The organism is Aneurinibacillus thermoaerophilus (genome assembly GCF_900099925.1).
Classification (GTDB): domain Bacteria; phylum Bacillota; class Bacilli; order Aneurinibacillales; family Aneurinibacillaceae; genus Aneurinibacillus; species Aneurinibacillus thermoaerophilus.
Map to the genome: position 1 here is coordinate 1 of NZ_FNDE01000034.1, position 18,549 is coordinate 18,549.

17 protein-coding genes, 1 pseudogene and 1 riboswitch are annotated in these 18,549 nt (G+C 48.2%); of the genes and pseudogenes, 3 read left to right on the forward strand and 15 right to left on the reverse strand.

What is annotated here, in order from left to right; all coding sequences use genetic code 11:
* From BLR88_RS14485 to BLR88_RS14500, 4 genes and pseudogenes are all read right to left on the reverse strand, one after another.
* Window positions 1-443, reverse strand: a pseudogene (locus BLR88_RS14485) (hypothetical protein); the annotation flags it as partial.
* 69 nt (window positions 444-512) lie between these two features.
* A complete protein-coding gene (locus BLR88_RS14490) occupies window positions 513-1,277 on the reverse strand; it encodes a ComF family protein (protein WP_057897494.1) in 765 nt (254 codons plus the stop codon).
* On the reverse strand, window positions 1,274-2,860 hold the full coding sequence (locus BLR88_RS14495) for a DEAD/DEAH box helicase (protein ID WP_057897493.1): 1,587 nt from the start codon (window positions 2,858-2,860) through the stop codon (window positions 1,274-1,276). Before BLR88_RS14495 ends, BLR88_RS14490 begins: the two co-directional genes overlap by 4 nt.
* 12 nt (window positions 2,861-2,872) lie before the next feature.
* Window positions 2,873-3,079 (reverse strand): AbrB/MazE/SpoVT family DNA-binding domain-containing protein, encoded by a 207-nt coding sequence (locus tag BLR88_RS14500; protein WP_057897492.1) that lies wholly within the window; start codon window positions 3,077-3,079, stop codon window positions 2,873-2,875.
* A 209-nt stretch (window positions 3,080-3,288) separates the two neighbouring features.
* On the opposite strand from BLR88_RS14500, the gene BLR88_RS14505 reads away from it, so the two are divergent.
* Window positions 3,289-3,726: a tetratricopeptide repeat protein gene (locus tag BLR88_RS14505; protein ID WP_057897491.1), complete on the forward strand. Its 438-nt coding sequence runs from the start codon at window positions 3,289-3,291 to the stop codon at window positions 3,724-3,726.
* Window positions 3,727-3,828: 102 nt separating this feature from the next.
* Here BLR88_RS14505 and BLR88_RS14510 read toward each other — a convergent pair whose 3' ends face one another.
* The 7 genes from BLR88_RS14510 to BLR88_RS14540 all read right to left on the reverse strand — a co-directional run bounded on the left by BLR88_RS14510 (window position 3,829) and on the right by BLR88_RS14540 (window position 10,843).
* On the reverse strand, window positions 3,829-4,263 hold the full coding sequence (locus BLR88_RS14510; RefSeq protein WP_091261001.1) for a hypothetical protein: 435 nt from the start codon (window positions 4,261-4,263) through the stop codon (window positions 3,829-3,831).
* 55 nt (window positions 4,264-4,318) lie between these two features.
* Window positions 4,319-5,035, reverse strand: a complete 717-nt coding sequence (locus BLR88_RS14515) for a response regulator (protein ID WP_175493636.1) — start codon at window positions 5,033-5,035, stop codon at window positions 4,319-4,321.
* Between the two features lie 19 nt (window positions 5,036-5,054).
* Window positions 5,055-6,266, reverse strand: coding sequence for a sensor histidine kinase (locus BLR88_RS14520; RefSeq protein ID WP_236781944.1), 1,212 nt, complete (start codon window positions 6,264-6,266; stop codon window positions 5,055-5,057).
* Between the two features lie 165 nt (window positions 6,267-6,431).
* Window positions 6,432-7,640 (reverse strand): methionine adenosyltransferase, encoded by a 1,209-nt coding sequence (metK, locus tag BLR88_RS14525; protein ID WP_139184992.1) that lies wholly within the window; start codon window positions 7,638-7,640, stop codon window positions 6,432-6,434.
* 153 nt (window positions 7,641-7,793) lie between these two features.
* Window positions 7,794-7,944: riboswitch (SAM riboswitch) on the reverse strand.
* 81 nt (window positions 7,945-8,025) lie between these two features.
* Entirely contained in the window at window positions 8,026-8,508 is a 483-nt protein-coding gene (locus tag BLR88_RS14530) for a hypothetical protein (RefSeq protein WP_139184989.1), read from the reverse strand.
* A gap of 140 nt (window positions 8,509-8,648) precedes the next feature.
* Window positions 8,649-10,094, reverse strand: coding sequence for a S41 family peptidase (locus BLR88_RS14535; RefSeq protein ID WP_139184990.1), 1,446 nt, complete (start codon window positions 10,092-10,094; stop codon window positions 8,649-8,651).
* Between the two features lie 95 nt (window positions 10,095-10,189).
* Window positions 10,190-10,843 carry a phosphodiester glycosidase family protein gene (locus tag BLR88_RS14540; RefSeq protein WP_057897484.1) on the reverse strand — a complete coding sequence of 218 codons (654 nt, stop codon included), beginning with the start codon at window positions 10,841-10,843 and terminating at the stop codon, window positions 10,190-10,192.
* A 175-nt stretch (window positions 10,844-11,018) separates the two neighbouring features.
* Between BLR88_RS14540 and BLR88_RS14545 the strand changes: the two genes are divergently transcribed.
* Together BLR88_RS14545 and BLR88_RS14550 are read left to right on the forward strand one after the other, a co-directional pair.
* Window positions 11,019-12,479: an MBOAT family O-acyltransferase gene (locus BLR88_RS14545; protein WP_057897483.1), complete on the forward strand. Its 1,461-nt coding sequence runs from the start codon at window positions 11,019-11,021 to the stop codon at window positions 12,477-12,479.
* A gap of 97 nt (window positions 12,480-12,576) precedes the next feature.
* Window positions 12,577-13,530 (forward strand): hypothetical protein, encoded by a 954-nt coding sequence (locus tag BLR88_RS14550; RefSeq protein ID WP_139184991.1) that lies wholly within the window; start codon window positions 12,577-12,579, stop codon window positions 13,528-13,530.
* A gap of 29 nt (window positions 13,531-13,559) precedes the next feature.
* Here BLR88_RS14550 and BLR88_RS14555 read toward each other — a convergent pair whose 3' ends face one another.
* The 4 genes from BLR88_RS14555 to BLR88_RS14570 all read right to left on the reverse strand — a co-directional run bounded on the left by BLR88_RS14555 (window position 13,560) and on the right by BLR88_RS14570 (window position 18,438).
* Window positions 13,560-14,075, reverse strand: coding sequence for a hypothetical protein (locus BLR88_RS14555; RefSeq protein WP_091261003.1), 516 nt, complete (start codon window positions 14,073-14,075; stop codon window positions 13,560-13,562).
* A gap of 329 nt (window positions 14,076-14,404) precedes the next feature.
* Window positions 14,405-16,576, reverse strand: coding sequence for a copper amine oxidase N-terminal domain-containing protein (locus BLR88_RS14560; RefSeq protein WP_091261005.1), 2,172 nt, complete (start codon window positions 16,574-16,576; stop codon window positions 14,405-14,407).
* Window positions 16,577-16,844: 268 nt separating this feature from the next.
* On the reverse strand, window positions 16,845-17,780 hold the full coding sequence (locus BLR88_RS14565) for an SLAP domain-containing protein (RefSeq protein WP_175493637.1): 936 nt from the start codon (window positions 17,778-17,780) through the stop codon (window positions 16,845-16,847).
* Between the two features lie 130 nt (window positions 17,781-17,910).
* Window positions 17,911-18,438 (reverse strand): sigma-70 family RNA polymerase sigma factor, encoded by a 528-nt coding sequence (locus BLR88_RS14570; protein ID WP_057897478.1) that lies wholly within the window; start codon window positions 18,436-18,438, stop codon window positions 17,911-17,913.
* Window positions 18,439-18,549 lie beyond the last annotated feature (111 nt).

An 18,549-nucleotide genomic window follows, 5' to 3' on the forward strand; every position in this document is an offset into this window, starting at 1 on the left:
TTATCTACCGTTTCAAACTTCTGATCCATCTCGTCGAATCGTTTGTCTACCGTTTCAAACTTCTGATCTATCTCATCGAATCGCTTGTCTACCGTTTCAAACTTCTGATCTATCTCATCGAATCGCTTATCTACCGTTTCAAACTTCTGATCCATCTTGTCGAATCGCTTATCTACCGTTTCAAACTTCTGATCCATCTTGTCGAATCGCTTATCTACCGTTTCAAACTTCCGATCCATCTCGTCGAATCGTTTGTCTACCGTTTCAAACTTCCGATCCATCTCGTCGAATCGTTTGTCTACTGCCTCGAACCTCTTATCCACTGCACAAAACCGCTCATTCATTTCTCTTCTAAGCGATTTTTGTTCGTTCTCGAACCGATCCATCCGTGAGTCAATGCCGTGTATAGCTTCAAGAATTCGCTCGAGCATTTCACCGCTCATCTTTACCGCTCCCTTTCCCGCTTCTTATAGTATCCATTCTAACATAAAAGCCCGAAACACCTGTACAACTTATCTGGCCACAGTCAACCCGTACACTTCCGCTCCCGGAATCCCTTCTTTCAGCGCACGAGCGGCCGCATTTAGCGAACTTCCTGTCGTGTATACATCATCCAGCAGCAACAGCGCCTGTACCTCAAAGCTATTCACTGCTTGCGCGTCCGAAAAATAAAACGCGTTTTCCAGCGCGTGCAGACGGGCCGCACGTTTTTTCTGACTCTGCTTCTCCGTTTCTTTTCTTCGCTCCAACAGTCCATACACAGGCAAGCCAATCCTCTGCCCCAAGAAACGCGCCATTTCTTCCGCCTGATTAAACGTCCGCTCCACTAAGCGTTTTTCATGAAGCGGAATATACGTAATCGCGTCGATCTTCATCTCTCTATAATACAAATACCAGGCACGCCACAATAGCTCCACCATCATTTCTGCCAGCCTGCGATCTCCACGATATTTATATCGTGCAAGCAACTCTTTCATTGGCTTGTTATAACGGACCGCGCTGCGCGAATAGCAAAAATGCCTGCTTTTGCGCCGGCAACAATCCGGACACGGCTCATTCGTCGGCCAAGCACGCCCGCATATCGGACAAATGGTATCTGTCAAAAACACAAATTGCGATTCGCAAACACTGCAAAACGTCAGTCCTCCTTTTCCTGCTCCAGGCTTAACAGCCGCCTCTCCGCGCTTCGGATTCCCACACAGCGTACACCGCGGCGGTGGCGGATACAAAATATCCAGAAGCCAGCCTGTCCAACGTTTCCAATGTAACAAATTCATATTCTCTCCTCCCTCTTTGTGGCCTTTAGATATCCCAGTTTTTTCGCCAGCCGGTTCATCTCCCGAATCTGTCGAATAGACGCTTTCATCGCCTCAGTCACCTCTTCCGCCATAAAAATAACCATACCATCAGGAGCGACCGCTGAACGGCCTGCTCGCCCTGCAATCTGAACGAGCGCTGCTTCATCAAAAATCGGCGCGTCCGCCTGGCACACCAATACCTGAATCCCCGGAAGTGTCACGCCTCGTTCCATAATGGTCGTCGTCAGCAAAATCTGTAGCCTGCCCTCCCGCAACGCTTTCACTTTCGCTTCGCGCTCCGGATCAGCGGCATGAACAACCGCCAGTTTATTCTGCCATTTGCTGTTGTATGCCATAATATATTCGTATAATTGAGGAAGCTGCTGAATAGCCGGAACAAAGATAAAAGCGGGCACCCCTTTTCGTTCGATATCCTTCAAAAAGGAGAGGAGGGAAAAAATCGGCTTTTTCGCGCTTAAACGTGCGTTTAATTTGCTTTCCTGGCGAATTCCTGGTTCGGGTAGCGGGTGTCCATGGTAGCGAACCGGAATTTTGACATGAGGCAGAAAATCCTTGGCATAGCTGGGTTTGCGTATTCTTTTTTGATAGTCGGGGCGCGGCGTAGCCGTCAAGTATATGATTTTCCCCGACAACGTTCGGGCGCGATTCACCGCAAACGGCAGCATCTCATCTTGGTTGTACGGAAATGCGTCAAGTTCATCAAGTATCACCACGTCGAAATGCCGGTAAAAACGAAGCGCTTGGTGAGTTGTAGCCAGAACGAACCGTGACGCATTCCACTTATCCTGCGCTTTGGCACCGCCGTATAATACGGAAAGCGGATGGTTCGGAAACGCGCGACGCAGCCTCGGAGCCAGTTCCAGCACAACATCCCGGCGCGGAGTTGCCCAAAGCACGCGCTCTCCGTTCGCCAGCACATCATGCAGCAACGGAAACATGACCTCCGTTTTTCCTGCGCCACAGACTGCCCACACCAAAAACTCCTGCATCCCCGTCTCCTGTCGGTAAAAATCAAGCATACTACGTGCCGCAGCCCGTTGCGCCTGTGTCAACTGCGGATAATAAAAAAGGGCTTCCTCGGTGCAACCTTTCGGATTCCGCTTTCTCTCATCAGCTGCAAACAAATAGTAGCTACTGCAACTACTACTGCGCCCCATTGTCAGGCAACGGCAACAGTACGGACATTCTCCCTGACAGCGATAACAGTAAACAATATGGATGTGCTCCTCTTCCGCCCCGCAACGGTTACAGCGGTACCTTATTCTTTCTTCGCTTTTCTCGCCTCGGATCAAACACCAGATCCAAGAAACGAAAAGGGAGAAGCTACTCCCTTCTCCCTTTTCTGAGACCCTTTCCACTCCTGGTTTGCGTTCGACCTTCCCGCTCTGTATCCATTCCTGCAGAAGCTCTTTCATTTCTTCTTCTGTTATCCTTCTCCTGCCATCACGAAACAGTAACTGAAACAGCCAATACACTTCCTCTTCCAAGAGTGCCCGTCCCTGAAAAAGCTTGTAGATTTTCTCCTTATCTTCCCATTTCATAATTCTATCCTGCTACTTTTCAGAATCATATTCATCGTCATCTTCCGCGACCTGCCAGAGCCCCTCATCCACTTTACATTTTCTTAGAATCACTTCTCCTTTTTCCCCCATGAAAAATTCGACAAAGTCGCCTGTCTGCAAATTCACCCTTTCTCTAATTTCTTCTGACAGAAACAAAACTCCGTCTTTCGTCACTTTCACTTCTGTAGTTTTTTTCATAGGTACTTTTTCTCCTTTCCAAAATTAATAACAAGGATGCATATTTTGTCATTCTTTGTACCTATTTAATTCGCCAAAACCCATTATTTTCCTTTTTTTATTTTTCAATTTTTTGTTTTTTTCTGCATTTAATCCCGAATTTTTACATGAAATTTTATGTCTGACAAATCTAAAACGCGGAAATACTGGAAAGAAAGAGGTGAGAATAGGTGGCTAACAAACTCTATGTATCGCACGCGCGCGAGAAATTCCGCGAACGAACAAAAAAATTAAAGCTGGGACAGTACGTTAACGCTCTATATATTAATACATACGATCCGTCCTATTATGAAAAACGACTTCGCTACAACCGCTATGACGCTCGTGCTCTCTATTATTTAGGTCAGCGTTATGAAAAAGAAGAAAACTGGGGACAGGCGCTTCATTATTATAAGCAGGCAGTGCAGGCAGAGCCGCACTACGAAGCGGCCATCGGCGCGCTGATCCTGCTCCGGCGCAAACAAGAAGAAAGGTTCAGAAAACTCGCATCGCAAGCAACACGCAGGAGACCCGTAAGAAAAAAAATGTCGCTGCTCCAGATGGTAACAGCGATTTTCACAGGTTACTTTCTCATTTTAATGATCGTATTTGGTATTCTTCTTCGCTAGCGTCTTATTCGACCATTTCGTTTATGTTCCTCATCCAAGTCCGCAGCTGTTGATTAAGCAAAAGTCAAGATAAAGAATAAAACAGATTGCCCGTATGCTTTTTTAATGTGGAAAATCCAAAAACCATGTATGAAGCGGAAGCAATGGTTCTTGAGGTTTTATATTTCTGATTGGCAAATCGGGCCACGCTCTTTGAATCATTGGAAGTAAAGTGGAACTATTCACTTCTTCATTCACATATATTTGAAGTGAGACACCATGCGCTGCAGATACCCAAAGCGCGTGGCGTACCGCGTATTCCAGGTGTTCGTCCGGATTGTCGAGCAAGAGCACCACTTGCAGCGAACCGCTTTTTCTTCCGGTACGCTGCAAATGCGGCGGAAAACGATCAAAAAGGAAGCGGCCGCCCCATACGAGAACCCAAGCCAGTATCACATAGACAGCCGCCGTGATGGCAGCAACTGACCATACCCCATCATGTTTCCCCCCTTTTTTCTTACTATATGCGGAACAAAGCAGGAAGGAAACTGATAACAAACCGCTCCATTATTTATTTGCCCGTTTCTTGCTTCTAACTTTCCGGCTTCTCACACTATGACAACCGTACCCAACCGTTTTTGATCGACATAACAACCGCCTGCGTACGATCCTGCACATCCAGCTTTTGTAGAATGCTGCTGACATGGTTTTTTACCGTTTTTTCGCTGATGAACAATTCTTCACCGATCATGCGGTTGCTTTTTCCTTCTGCCATCAATTGCAGCACTTCACGCTCGCGCGGCGTCAGCGCCAGAATGTTGCTTTCTTTCTCGCTGACACCAAGCTCGCTCACATCGCTTAACAGCACATTCTCATCATGGTTGTGCTCAATGCTGCTTAGACGACGAAACTCACTAATAAGCTTGCCAGTTACTTTCGGATGAATATAAGCTTCCCCGCGCACTACCGAGTTAATCGCTTCGATTAGCGAGTCGGAATCCATTTCTTTCAACAGATAGCCGGCCGCTCCGGAAAGAAGAGCCTTGTATACATAATTCTCGTCATCATGAATCGACAGAATAATAATGCGCGATTCCGGCGCTCGTTCCTTGATGCGCTGCGTAGCCTGCACGCCGGTCATTTTCGGCATGTTAATGTCCATCAGGATTACATCCGGCTGAAATTCAACTGCCATCTGGCATGCTTCCTCTCCATCGGACGCTTCGCCAACAATATGGAAACGATCCTCCATCTCCAAAATCCGCTTAACTCCTTCACGGAATAACTTATGGTCATCTACTAACAGAATCGAAATCTTTTGCTCCGTCATACTAACCTCCATACATTCATTAAGGTTTTGTTTCTATGCTATTACCACGCTTACTGCCTTCTTCAATACGAAGAGGAATACTAAACAGGACGCTGGTTCCTTTGCCGGGGGCGGACGTAATTTTCATCTTGCCCTGCAAAAGCTTGACCCGTTCTCTCATCCCCATGATTCCAAATTGCGGCCGCTCCGCTTTTACCGCTTGGTCGAATCCCACTCCATCATCGAGCACGCGAAAATGCACCACATGTGGCTTAAATTCAAGCCTTACTTCCACATGGCGGGCTTTTGCATGCTTTGCTGTATTGTTTAGCGACTCCTGAATTAAGCGGAATACGGCGACTTCAATCGAATTCTGCAGGCGGCATTCCGGGGTAAGCAACGTAAGCTTCGTCTCGATCCCATGCCGCTTCTCATATTCCTCAAGGTATTTACGAAGCGTCGGCACAAGTCCTAGATCATCAAGTGCCATCGGACGCAGATCAAAAATAATCTTTCTTACATCCATAAGGCTTGCCCTTGTAAGTTCTTTTAATAACCTAAGCTCTACCTTAGCTTCGTCAATCCGATTTTGATTAAGCATTCTCTCAACGATTTCGCTCCGCAAGGTAACATTGGCCATCGATTGCGCCGGACCGTCGTGAATATCGCGCGCCACTCGCTTCCGTTCTTCTTCCTGGGCCTGAATGATCTGAATTCCCAGCAGCTGCTGATTCTGGGCTGACTCCAGCGCAATCCCCACTTTCCTTAAGTTGCCCTGCAGGTAGTTTAGCACAATTCCCATCTGCGCAATCAAGTTTTCCGATTTCTCTATGGTGCTTAAAATGCTGCGGTGGCGCCGCTCCAGCTCGTCCCGCCGCTGCCTGAGATGGAGCTCCTTATCCCTTGAGAGCGACAGCTTAATCTGCATCTGGCTGGCTTGCTCATACGCTTCGCGTATTTCCGCCTCACTATATTGGTGGAAACTACGGCTAATACTAGCCAGCTTCTGGCGCGCCTTTCTCGCCTGCAGTTCAAGTTCATCCGTCTGGCTAATGACCCATTCGATTTCTCTTTTTAGGGCTTCCAGTTCGAGGCTGATATAATTGCTTTCTTTATGCGCGTTTTCCGCGATATCAAAAATCTTTTCCCTACTTTCTTCCACCGACGAAATCGTCTTATTCATGACCTCATCAAGCAGTTGAAAATCAATGTTCGCCTCGGTCACGTACATCCCCTCTCTATCATTAGCCAATAAGTACCATTCGAATTGTTACCTTCTACGCTTCTCTTCCCTACTGGTTGACTTCCTTTATAGGCAAGAAGAACAAAAACTCTTTTCCTATTGTATCATTCATCCCACATAAACAAAACAAGACCCACACACTATTGATGTGTTGGGTCTTTAGTCTTATTTTTATTAGCGAGCGGAAAGTTCAGAAGCTTCTTTCTTAAGAATTTCTGCCTTATCCGTTCTTTCCCATGGAACATTTAGGTCATTGCGACCAAAATGTCCATACGCGGCAGTTTGACGGTAGATCGGTCGACGCAAGTCAAGCTGTTTGATAATGCCTGCTGGACGAAGATCAAAATGTTTGCGCACAAGCTGAACAAGAATTTCTTCATCCACCTTGCCTGTCCCGAATGTATCTACATTAATGGATACAGGCTGCGCCACCCCAATCGCATAAGCTACTTGCACTTCACACTTCTCCGCCAACCCCGCGGCCACAATGTTTTTCGCTACATAGCGCGCCGCATACGCACCGGAGCGATCCACTTTGGTCGGGTCTTTACCGGAGAAAGCGCCGCCACCATGACGAGCATATCCACCATATGTGTCCACGATAATCTTGCGTCCGGTCAATCCAGCGTCACCCTGCGGTCCACCGATAACGAAGCGACCTGTTGGATTGATAAAATACTTCGTTTGCTCATCGAGGAACTCGGCCGGAACAACCGGCTTAATCACATGTTCTTTCAGATCCTTCTGGATTTGCTCAAGCGTTATGGACGGATCGTGCTGCGTAGAAATAACGATCGTGTCCACACGTACTGGTTTGTTTCCTTCATATTCAATCGTTACCTGCGTTTTGCCATCCGGACGCAGGTAGCTCAACGTTCCATCTTTGCGGACTTCCGTCAAACGACGGGACAGTTTATGAGCAAGAGAAATCGGAAGCGGCATCAATTCTGCCGTTTCGTTGCAAGCGAATCCAAACATTAAGCCCTGGTCGCCAGCACCAATCGCTTCAATTTGCTCATCTGTCATCTGTCCTTCGCGCGCTTCGAGCGCCTGGTCAACCCCCTGCGCAATATCAGGAGATTGTTCGTCAATAGAAGTTAGAACCGCGCAAGTGTCAGCGTCAAAACCGAATTTCGCGCGAGTATATCCGATTTCACGAATCGTTTCACGAACCACTTTCGGAATATCTACATAGCAGCTTGTCGTAATCTCGCCCGCTACAAGCACCATGCCTGTTGTTACGGATGTTTCCGCCGCTACACGAGCGTTTGGATCTTTTTCAAGAATCGCATCAAGAATGGCATCGGAAATCTGGTCGCAAATTTTGTCCGGATGGCCCTCCGTTACCGATTCCGATGTGAAGAGATGACGGCCTTTTTTCAGCGCCATGTTCACGTACCTCCTTATAAACCATGAATATATAGATGGTCTTGGTTAAGATACGGTACTCCCTTCCCAAACGTTGTCGCAAAGCAGTAAAAAACCTTTTCCATTATTTTATCCTGGAAAAGGGTCATCTTTTTACTCATTCTTTGCCCTTTATCTTCCAGAATCAAGTATGTATCCATACCTGTTCTGCTGGTTAGCACCGTTCATCGCGCCGGGAACACTTGTCCGCGCTAGCTCGTTGCGCGATGTGGTTGCCGGGCTTCATCGGGCCAGTCCCTCCGCCTGCTCGGGATACAAGGGTCTTCCGTTCTCAATGAGCATATCTTATTTAGGTTTGGATGTCAATAAAGAAAAATACTTGGTTGTTCGTTCGACCGTGCTACCGAACTACATATTCACCGCGGATCATAATGTCCGCCGGGCCTTTTACAACTTTGAGGCCACGGCCGTCATCGCGCGGCAACAACAAATGGTGATTGGCTGGTACCGGCTCGCCCTGCGTAATGTTCGTGCCTGCGGTCAAATCCGGGAGACCATACCCTTCGCCCGGCGGCGTATGAGCGACCACTTTTCCGGTCCGAACAATAAATTCCGTGCCCGCATAGCCAATAATCGTCTTTCCTGCCGGAACTTTTTCCACGATCAGCTTCGCCGCAGCCGGTGTCTGCGTGTCGCTTGCCGGTTTGCCGGGCTGGGATTTCACCACATTCAAAATCTCCTGCTTTACTTTCTCCACATAGCTCTTCGTTACAACCGGATCTGCATCGGAGCCGGGCTCAGGCGTAGCTGCCAAACCGGTGGACACCGCCCCGATCACCAAGGCCAACGCGGCACCTGCCAATCCATATCCCCATTTTTTCATGTACATTCCTCCCTGCGTATACTGATCTAAGGGAAGAAGCCGGGCATCTCTCCCCGGCTTTTCCATCCTCCCAATTACGGTATAAATGGTTATCTAATTGTATATACGCCCGGGAAGGAATTTTGTTGTGAATCCATGCTTTACTTTACATAAACGAACAGATTATCCCCTCTCGTTTCGACAAGGATGGACGGAAAGTCGCTGTCCAATTTTTCAAGCGAAAGCCAGAGGACACCTTTTTCGTTGCGTACATATGCATTATTTTTGCTCGGATATTTGCGCACAGTTTCACCACAGCGCATGGTCGCTATTTCCTGGGACGCATCCCAATAAACTTGGCAACCATACAATTGGGCAAACGGGCGAAGCGCGATAAACCATTTGCCATCGATTTTTTTCGCAACGCTTTCGCCCGCAGGAATACCAGCCACCGAAGCAGTCCCGTTCGAATGTAGAACAAGAGCAGTGGAACCATGCAAATACGAAATCGCCTTGATAACCTGCTCATTCGGGTTTTCTACGATAATATCCGGCGTAATGCCGTGCCCGTTGATCTTCCGAAGTTTCGGGGAGAAATACTCTTCGATCGTCAGCTTTAAAATCCCGCCTTGTTTCAACGGTACCAATTCCTGAACCGTGCCTTTGCCGAATGTTTTGGTGCCGACGATTTTGGCAACATTGTAATCCTGTAGCGCGCCTGTCAGCACTTCGGACGCGCTGGCCGTTCCTCCGTTTACAAGGACGACAACCGGAAGCGAGATCGCTCCGGATTTGGCCATAATCGCCGTTCGTTTGCCGCTTCGATCTTTTACATATACAAGCGCGCCTTTATCGATAAATTCATCGGCAATTTCCAGCGCCGCATCCAGGTAGCCGCCGCCGTTGTCGCGCAAGTCAAGAATCAACCCCTTCATCCCGTCCTTTCGCAGCTTGGCGAGATGCTTGCGAAACACTTCTGCGCTATTTTCAGAAAATGTGTAAAGCACCATATATCCAATTTTATTGTCCAGCATGACACTATCGACCGGCGAGAATTGCAGCGCCTCACGCATGAGTGAAACTATCTGCTCCTTTCCCGCGCGTTTAATCGTAAGTTCTATGCTGGAACCGACTTCACCTTTCATCCATTCCGTAACCTGCTCGATAGACTGCCCGGCAACCCGCTTGCCGTCAACAGCAATGATTTCGTCACCTGCCCGCAAACCAGCTTTTGCCGCAGTCGAACCTTCAAATACACTTTCGATGAGCAATTTGTTATTTTCTTGCTGAATATATACGCCAATGCCTACGAACGTACCTTCTAAGTTGTTATAAAATTCTTCAAACTCCTCATTCGTAAAATAGGTAGTGTAAAGGTCGCCCGTTTCCTCCAACAGCCCGCGAATGGCGCCATCTGTGAGACGCTTTACATCCAGCTGGCTGTTCAAATGTTTTTCCATTACGGTTTGCAGCACTTCATGAATCCGTGCTTCCTCTGCGGCATACGGATTGTTTGCGGCATTCGGCACATTCTCCGCCGCCAGCGTCGGAGCGGCCATGCTTCCTGCTACGGCCATAAGCATGCTCCATACAAGTAAGTGTTTCATCGTTTTTTTCAAAGTACTCAACTTCCTCTCCCTATTCACATTTTGCTGCTTGGTTTACTTCCTTCCTCTTAACTATCATTCGACGCGCGCGCCAACTATCCTTTTTTTTCCTCGTATACAGCGAGCGCGGCAAACACTTTGCGCCGCATCCACTGACGGTTGATCTGCCTCCCATGAATCACCAACTGGGAGGAACGGCCACCGTCAAGATTAAGCGCGATATGACAGCCGACCTGCCGCAAAATATGTGCCAGTTCGCGACAGGTCAATCCTGAAGGGCGGCCATCCGTCACCGCAAAAATAACATCCGTCTCTGTCAATCCAACGGCCGTGCGCGGATGAGACTCCGCCGCAATCGTCGTTTCTATATGCGGACTTGCCACAAGGCCCGGCAACAGCAGCGGCGACGACTCCACCGCCCAGTGCGCCTCCTGGAAATCAGCAATCGTTCTTCCTTTCACCGTGTCGATCCGGACGATACCTGCGACATCCCGATACAGGTAAAAACCGCCCATTGAACGGTCAACAGTCGTGCCATTACTGTATTTCATGCCGGAGATGGAATACCCGCCATCAAGGTGGAAAAAGTTTGCGTTCATTAGAATTATCGGCACTTCCTGTCCTTCTTTTTTGAGCCTGTCATACATACGGGTAAGCCATTCCCCTTCCGGAAGACAGGGAAGCAATTCAATGGGCGTTCGTCGTGAAACCTTTACAAAATGCACCGCCTTTTCTTTCCAATATTTCATTCTACTCTCTGTTCTCTCCTTTTCGTCATCGACCGTATTTTATGGTAAAATAGAAAAGATATTTTGCGGAGGAAAGTACATAGTATTACAGAATACAATGCACTTTCCCAAACATTGAAAAAATGGGACACGCCTGTGTCTTATTTTTTCAGGCACATAAGGATGGGCATCGGTTATGTTATTTCATACGGCTGAATTCTTTTTTCTTCTTATTATTACGTTTATTTGTTATTACTTGTTTCGCAACGCCCGGCTTGTCATTTTAAGCGTAGCCAACTGCCTGTTTTACGCGGCAGCAAGCTGGGGGTTTCTCGGGCTATTTCTTGGCATGTCGTTTACTTCCTATTTAATCGCCCGGCGAATTCCGAAAGGACAAAGTCGGTTCTGGCTCACGATCGGAATTATTCTGAACGTGGCCAACCTAGCATTCTTTAAATATTCTATGTTCATCATTCAAAACCTGGAAGCGGTAACCGGCCTGACGCTGGTCGCCAAAGACGGATTTTGGGCCCATATCGTGCTTCCGATCGGTATTTCCTTTTATACGTTCCAGCTTATCGCCTATCTGACAGACGTATATAAAGGTCGTATCGAGCCTACGGATTCATATCTTCGCTTCTGGGTATTTATCGCGTTTTTCCCGCACCAGCTGGCGGGCCCGATCATGCGTGGGCATGAATTCATGCCCCAGGTAGAACAGACACATAAACTAACGCTGACACCGACGGAATTCAAATACGGTGTCTACCTCATTCTATGGGGACTTGCAAAAAAAATTCTGATCGCGGATCAAGTGTCTCCCATCGTTGATGAATATTTCAAAAATCCAGCTGACTTGACAATGGCCCAAGCCTGGACAGGCGCATATTTGTTCGGATTTCAAATTTACGCCGATTTTTCCGCGTACAGCGATATGGCGGTCGGACTCGGGTATCTGTTCGGATACCGCCTACCACTAAACTTCTTAAGCCCGTATATTAGCGCGAATGCGACCGAATTCTGGCGACGCTGGCACATTACACTATCGAGCTGGATTCGTGACTACATCTACATTCCGCTGGGAGGTTCGCGCAAAGGCCGCTTACGCAAGGACGTCAACCTGCTTGCGGCGATGTTGATTTCGGGACTATGGCACGGCGCGATGTGGACATTCGTCATCTGGGGCTTCCTGCACGGAATGCTGCTGATTATTCATAAATGGTATGCAGACGGACTGAAAAAGCTGTTGGATGCGCTGCCTTCGCCAGGCAAAGCTGTCTCTCGCATAATAGCCGTGCTATACCGGATAATCGCCGTGGTTCTCTTTTTCCACATTACCACGGTTACATGGGTATTTTTCCGGGCAGAAAGCGTGCAGGACGCGTTCGATTATGTAACGGCCATGTTTGACCCGGCAGGCTGGGCCAATTTCGTGCAGCAAATTTCATCACAGGCGTTCTACCTACAGATCGTCCTGGTGCTGTACGCTGCCCACTTGCTGGAATATATCGTGCGCCGCAATGAAGAAGGAATCGCAGCATGGTGGCACCGCCTGGTTCCGTCTCCTGTGCGTGGAATCGTATACGCCCTGCTTGTGTTCGTCGTTATCGCCATGATTAAGGGTGAGAAGCATGATTTTATCTATTTTCAGTTTTAAATTAAACAAAAAAGGGAGCTTCCTTCAACTTGTCAGAAATGAGAAAGGAGAAGTTACATTAAGACGCTCAAAGAGACGTCGGAAGCAGTCGTGGTGGATGCGCGGATTTTTGTGGGCTTTGTTGCTTGTGGCGCTGTGCGAAGCGTTCATTTTCCGCAATCCGGCGCTGTACGGAATGAGCCCGGCCAGCTTTATCGGGCAAATTACAGATGTCGAGAAACGACTGGAAAGCCAGAATACAGCGAAAATCAAACTGCTTGTACTCGGCGATTCGCAAAGCATGGACGCGCTGCGCCCGCCGCTGCTCGCCGCAAGGTACGGCCTGAAACCGGATGAAGTGTTCAACCTGAGCATAAGCGGTGGCAAAGCGGTTGATATGCTGCACCTGTATGAGAAGCACAAGCAAGATCTGCCGAACCTTCAGCACGTCATTATTTCGGTAAACGAGCACCAGTTAAACGCTTCTACTGATTTTTCAGACAACAAATTCCGCTATCACGCGACGCTTGCGGAACGGTTGCAGGTGCCGCATTTCGAAAACAAAATGGATCTGGCTTTCGGCTGGCTGCTTTATTCATATGGACTGCGTGAAGTGTGGACCGAGATGGCGAAGCTGTACTGGGAAGACAAGCTGCCGCAGCCACCGCGGGATCAATACAAATACAAATGGGGGCTGCCGCCTGTGGAAGCCCGCGAGGCCAATCACCTTGGCCCAGCCTATGCTGCCGAAGTAGCCAAGCGATGGATGCGCGACTACCAGTTAAAAGGCGTGGAAACGAACGCCCTGGAACGGCTGATGAAAGAATTGTCCAAGCAGGGAGTATCGTTCACCGTAGTCCAGCTTCCGCGTACGCAGGCGTTTGAAACCATTATGAAAAAACAGTACGCTTCCGAGCAGGCCGCTTACCGTCATCTAGTCGGAGAACTGTCGACCAGATATAATGGGAGATTCATAATCATCCCGCCGACGCTGGATGATTCGTATTTCCGCGATGCGAACCATGTGAACAAGAAGGGCGCAGAAAAAATTACGGCAGAGCTGTCCTTATAGCTCTGCCGCTTTCTCACCATTTTCCGCGCTTATTGCTGCTTCATCGTGAAAATTTCCCGATCATGCTCTCCGATCTTCATATCATAGAATCGCAAATCCTTCTTCGTGACCATGTTTTCACACAAAGTTTTTAATCCGCCTTTCATATCCGCTATATCATACTGGACAGAATCGATAACTGCTCTGCTTTCAAGCTGATTGTTTCGGATCGCGTGTACCATCTGGTGCAATTCTTTCTGCCCGACTTCCAGTATATCTACGCGCTGTTCCAGCTTATCCATGCGTCCTTCCAACGTATCCATGCGCTGTCCGAGCTTGTCCATACGCACTTCCAGCGTATCCATGCGCTGTTCGAGCTTGTCCATACGCACTTCCAGCGTATCCATGCGCTGTTCGAGCTTGTCCATACGCACTTCCAGCGTATCCATGCGCTGTTCAAGCTTGCCCATGCGCTGTTCCACTTTGTCGAGCCGATTATCTATATTTTCCAACTTCTGATTAACATGCTGCAGCTCGCCCAATATCCGGTTCAACACAGCTTCCATCCCATTGCCTCCCCGTGATTTTATGCACTCATTATACCACAAAAGCCGATCGATGCATTCAATTATTTTACATTTTTTAACAAACGGGAGACTTGTAGACTTTGCTGCTCTCCCTTTTTCCACGACGAAGCGGAACAGAGGCCTGTATTACTGCGGGCAGACAAGATGCATTCGCGTCAGAGTTGAAAACTTTTCAAAACATATGATTGAATATTCATTCACTTATACAAACAACAGACTTCTTTGCAAATTTTTATGTGTGAATAAATGTGAAAAGTTATGAGTGAATATTCATTCACAAATAAATATAAAATATCATCCAAGCCGCATTATTCAATAAACACCGTCTGACTTTCTGCATCCCAACGTGCCTTCGCGCCCAAAGCTTGCACGACATGATAAACCGGAAGCATCATCCGTTCATTTTTAATCTCTGCAACCACATCGGTCGGGACAACCGTTCCGTTTACCATAATCTTTCGTTCTCCTACCTTGATTTGTACGACCTTATCGCCTTTGAATAAAGTAACCGTATGTGCTGCTTTGTCCCAGACGATATCCTTCTCCCCTACACCAAGTACTTCGGCGACATAGCGAACAGGTAAATAGGTACGGTCATCCTTAATGTACGGAGCCGCATCCATAACTTTCTCGTTATCGCCGATTCTATAAATAGTACTGCCTATCGTAAACGAGCCGCTCATTTTTGTATCAGTCGGGGCAGGCGTGATAACGCTTGCATACTGAAACGCAGAACCTGTCGTTACATTGAAAACTTTGCTATTGAATGGATGGGATAGCGCATAGCCCGCAACTTTCGCTTCCATGACTCCTTCCGGCACGCTCCGATCCAGGCCAAGCTTAATTCCCGAAATTCTAATTTTGGAAGGTTTGGTGCTCTCCGCTTTCACATTGAATGTAATCGCATCGTATATAGATTCCGCCTTTACAATCTGCACGGAAGCTGTATCAATTTTCAAATCCCCTTCTATGACTTCAACTTTCGGCGTCGTGGTATATGTAACCCCTTTTGGAAGATAAACCACGACGAATCCGTTCTCCGTCCCAAGCGGTCCCATATCGATCGCCTTTCTAATGGCACCCGGCATTGTCTCAGCGAGGAAAATATCAGGTGCTTCCTGCCCCTGCAAACCAATTCTCAACTTTCCTTCCCCCGCCGCTTTAGGAATCACCGGGGGGATGACTTTAGCGACGAGAACTTTTTGCTTTTCGATACCCGCTCCCTCAACCGTCGCCTCGATATCGCCCAGGGTACCTGTCTTCACGGCGATGGCTGCTTCAAAGACAAGCTTGCGCTTGCTGCTGGAAGGCGTGGACGTGGAAGGAATGGTGAACGTAATCCGATTGCTATCGCTGTTGACAACGCCTCTCACGTCGCTGCCTGAATAACTGATAAGATGCCTCACTATATTGCCGGAAGGCGTAACCGTTCCAACGATTTTCACAGTGCTCGGGAACTCGACTTCAACTTCCCGCCCTCCTATGAACGCGCCTGGCGAAGTTTCTTCAATCGTCATTTTGACAACTTTTTTGTCATCAAATTTACTGGAAAGAATCTGGTTAACTTGCTCTACCTTTATATTCGCTCCCCACTTCTGATACTTCGCCACAACCACTTCCGCATCGCTCAGTTCCGTACCGGAAATCGATACGTATACATCCCCCGGAACGGCTCCGTCTTTCGGCTTCACCCTCGGTTTTACATAAAGAAAACCGCGATCCTTACTCCCTGCTGGAATATTCAACGTTGCCCGTAATGTATTCCCATCCTTAATAATATTTGTAAAAGTCGCTCCGGTAAATCCGCCCGTACCTGTCAGCTTGATGTCCCGCCATTCAAACTGCGACGGCAAGCGGAACGTAACCGGCGTAGAGGAGCCCCGCGTAATCTGTCCTGGAGAAGCCTCTTCAATCCGTACTATACCTGTGTCAGCTTCCGTTTCCCCTATCGCCTCTACCGTATCAGCAACGGCTATCGTCTTGCCTGTCCGAACAATAGCGAACGTATACTCGCCGGAAGTAATGGTGCTATCCATCGGCTCCACCTTGACCTTCAGTTCGCCTGTCGCACCATTCACTTTGATATCCAGGGGAATCCGTATCTTGTCCGCTTGATCCCCATCGTTGTTCACGATATTCGGGCCTGCCGGTGTAACGACCAGAGTGCTCTCCGTCATCAGTACCGCCGTGGCGTTTTCCAAACCCGCCGGAACTCGATTCCATTCCACTCCTGGCGGCAATGTCACACGAAATGTGTCTCTAGTAGTAAAGTCGATATCCTTTTCGCCTACATACAAACTGGCAGCCGGATTGCCATCAGCATGATAATTAGACGAAAGATGTAAAATCCGGTCTACGTAATTGTTGCTGTTCGCTTCTACTATAGAAGACATCCAGGGCATCACTGCCAGAGGCGCCGCTAGTGCCACAAAAGAAACCTGCCGTACTCCTTTATACCATTTTTTGTGACCTCTTTTCATCACTTTCCCCCTTTTATGCTCTTGTTTTTGCCTCTCACCATGCCAGAACACGATCAATAGAAAGCGCTATCATTTCCTTGAGCACTCACCCCCTAAAAAATTCTAATATTTTCATATATTTAGATTATATATACAAAATTTTGGAATCGTCAATAAAAAATATAAATAATCATTCTTTTTAAAATATTCTTTGAGACAAAAAATAGGAGACACTCGCAAGTGTCTCATCAAATGGTTCTGCCTCCCTTTCTCCATCACAATCAACCTTTTATCCGAAATGTTCCGCCGCCTGAATCGACCATTCACTGAAATCAGGATTTTGCTTTTTCCGTGATTCTTTATCATACACAAGCTTCCAGCGCGTGACTGATTTCGGCGCAAGCTTCACCTGCGATAAATCAAAAGCCTGCGCAGCGACGACATCTCCGGCCGCATCGCGCAGCACGAACGCCATATCTTTTTTTAGCGCCACTTCTTCCGTTCGGCCATTGCGCAGGAATAAGTCAACCACTAAGCTTCCATCTTCCGCATCATCCACCGCGGCACCAATAAAGTTGATCTGGGCCTCCGTCTCTTGAATCGCTTTTCGAATATTTTCCGTCACTTGCTGTTCCTGTTTTTCCATGTACTCACGCATCGAAAAATGTACCGCAGGTTCAAAGTCTAGCTCCGAAACGACCGGGCGAACCGAGCCATCCTCCATATGGAAGCCTACCTTCCAAGACGAAAAGTCGGCCTGTGGTACCAGAAAGTCATGGTGTGGAAACAAAAAGCGCAACGGCACCGCGCTATGCGCGGGAATCACCGTCTCCTTCATGTCAAACATACTGCGGGCCACCGTATTTTGATTGGCATCCTGTAACACCAGCGGCAGCCGTTCCAGAGAAATGTCCGCATCCATATTGTTGCGCAGCACCAGCGTCAGCTTCAGCCCGTTCACTTCCTGCTCGATTTTATAGCCGTCAATCGCAACCTGTCCTTCCGCAATCGGGGACAACTCGCTTATGAAGAACTGAAGTACGTATCCTTCCTCCTGAGAAAAACTCTTATCGTGCCCCGGCAGGAAATAAAGTTTCATTCTCGTATTTGTTTCCTCTACTTCGCCGGCCGCTTCCGCTTGTTCCTCTTTCTTTACCGTATTCTCTGCTGTCTCCGCTTCCGACGCTGCACCCGAAGAGCGAAGTTTTTTAAAAAACGAAATCATAGGTAGAATTCCTCCTTTTGTTCCTTGTCTATTATATCCTTTTTGCATGCAAAGCAGAAGGATAAAACAATGGAAAGTAAGAAAAATCTCCGGTGGCAGAACAGAACAAGCCGTTCCGTCGTCTTTTCTCTTATTTCTGTTCCCGCTCCTGCAATAACGCGCGGCGCAGCTTGCCCAAGGCCCGTTGCTTGCATTTTTTCATACGTTCATACGGCACATTCAGCCGCCTGGCAACCGCCCGCAAAGAATAGCCGTCACGAATATGCAAGGTTAGGCAAAGCGCCTCCATCTCCGACAAATATGCCATCCACGCCTCCCAGACAAGGGACGCATCCGGCGGCAATAAGTCCGCGTCTTCCCATTCCGGTGTCCCTTCCTGTTCCTCTTCATCCCCTTGTGCCGTAAGAAGGCGATGACGGTCATACCAGCGTCGTTCCTGCGCGTACCAGTTCAGTAGTGCGCCTCGCACAACCATAAACAAATAGCTGGAAAGCGAAGCGCCCCGTTCCGGATTATACAGCCCGAGCTTCTGCCAGCAGGCGATTCGCGCCACCTGTTTCGCTTCCTCACGCACCACTCCGGCAGAGTAACGGGATATCCAGCGCTCCAGCAACGGTTCATATTCCTGGAAAAAAAGTGCCCAATCTTTCTCTTCCATACTTCTTGTCCCCCATTGTGCGAGGGCCGGCCCTGCAAAGATTGCGCGCACTTTCATCCTAGCGGAAGCGCGCATTCGGCGCAGAACACGGTTATGGAATAGAGAAAAATT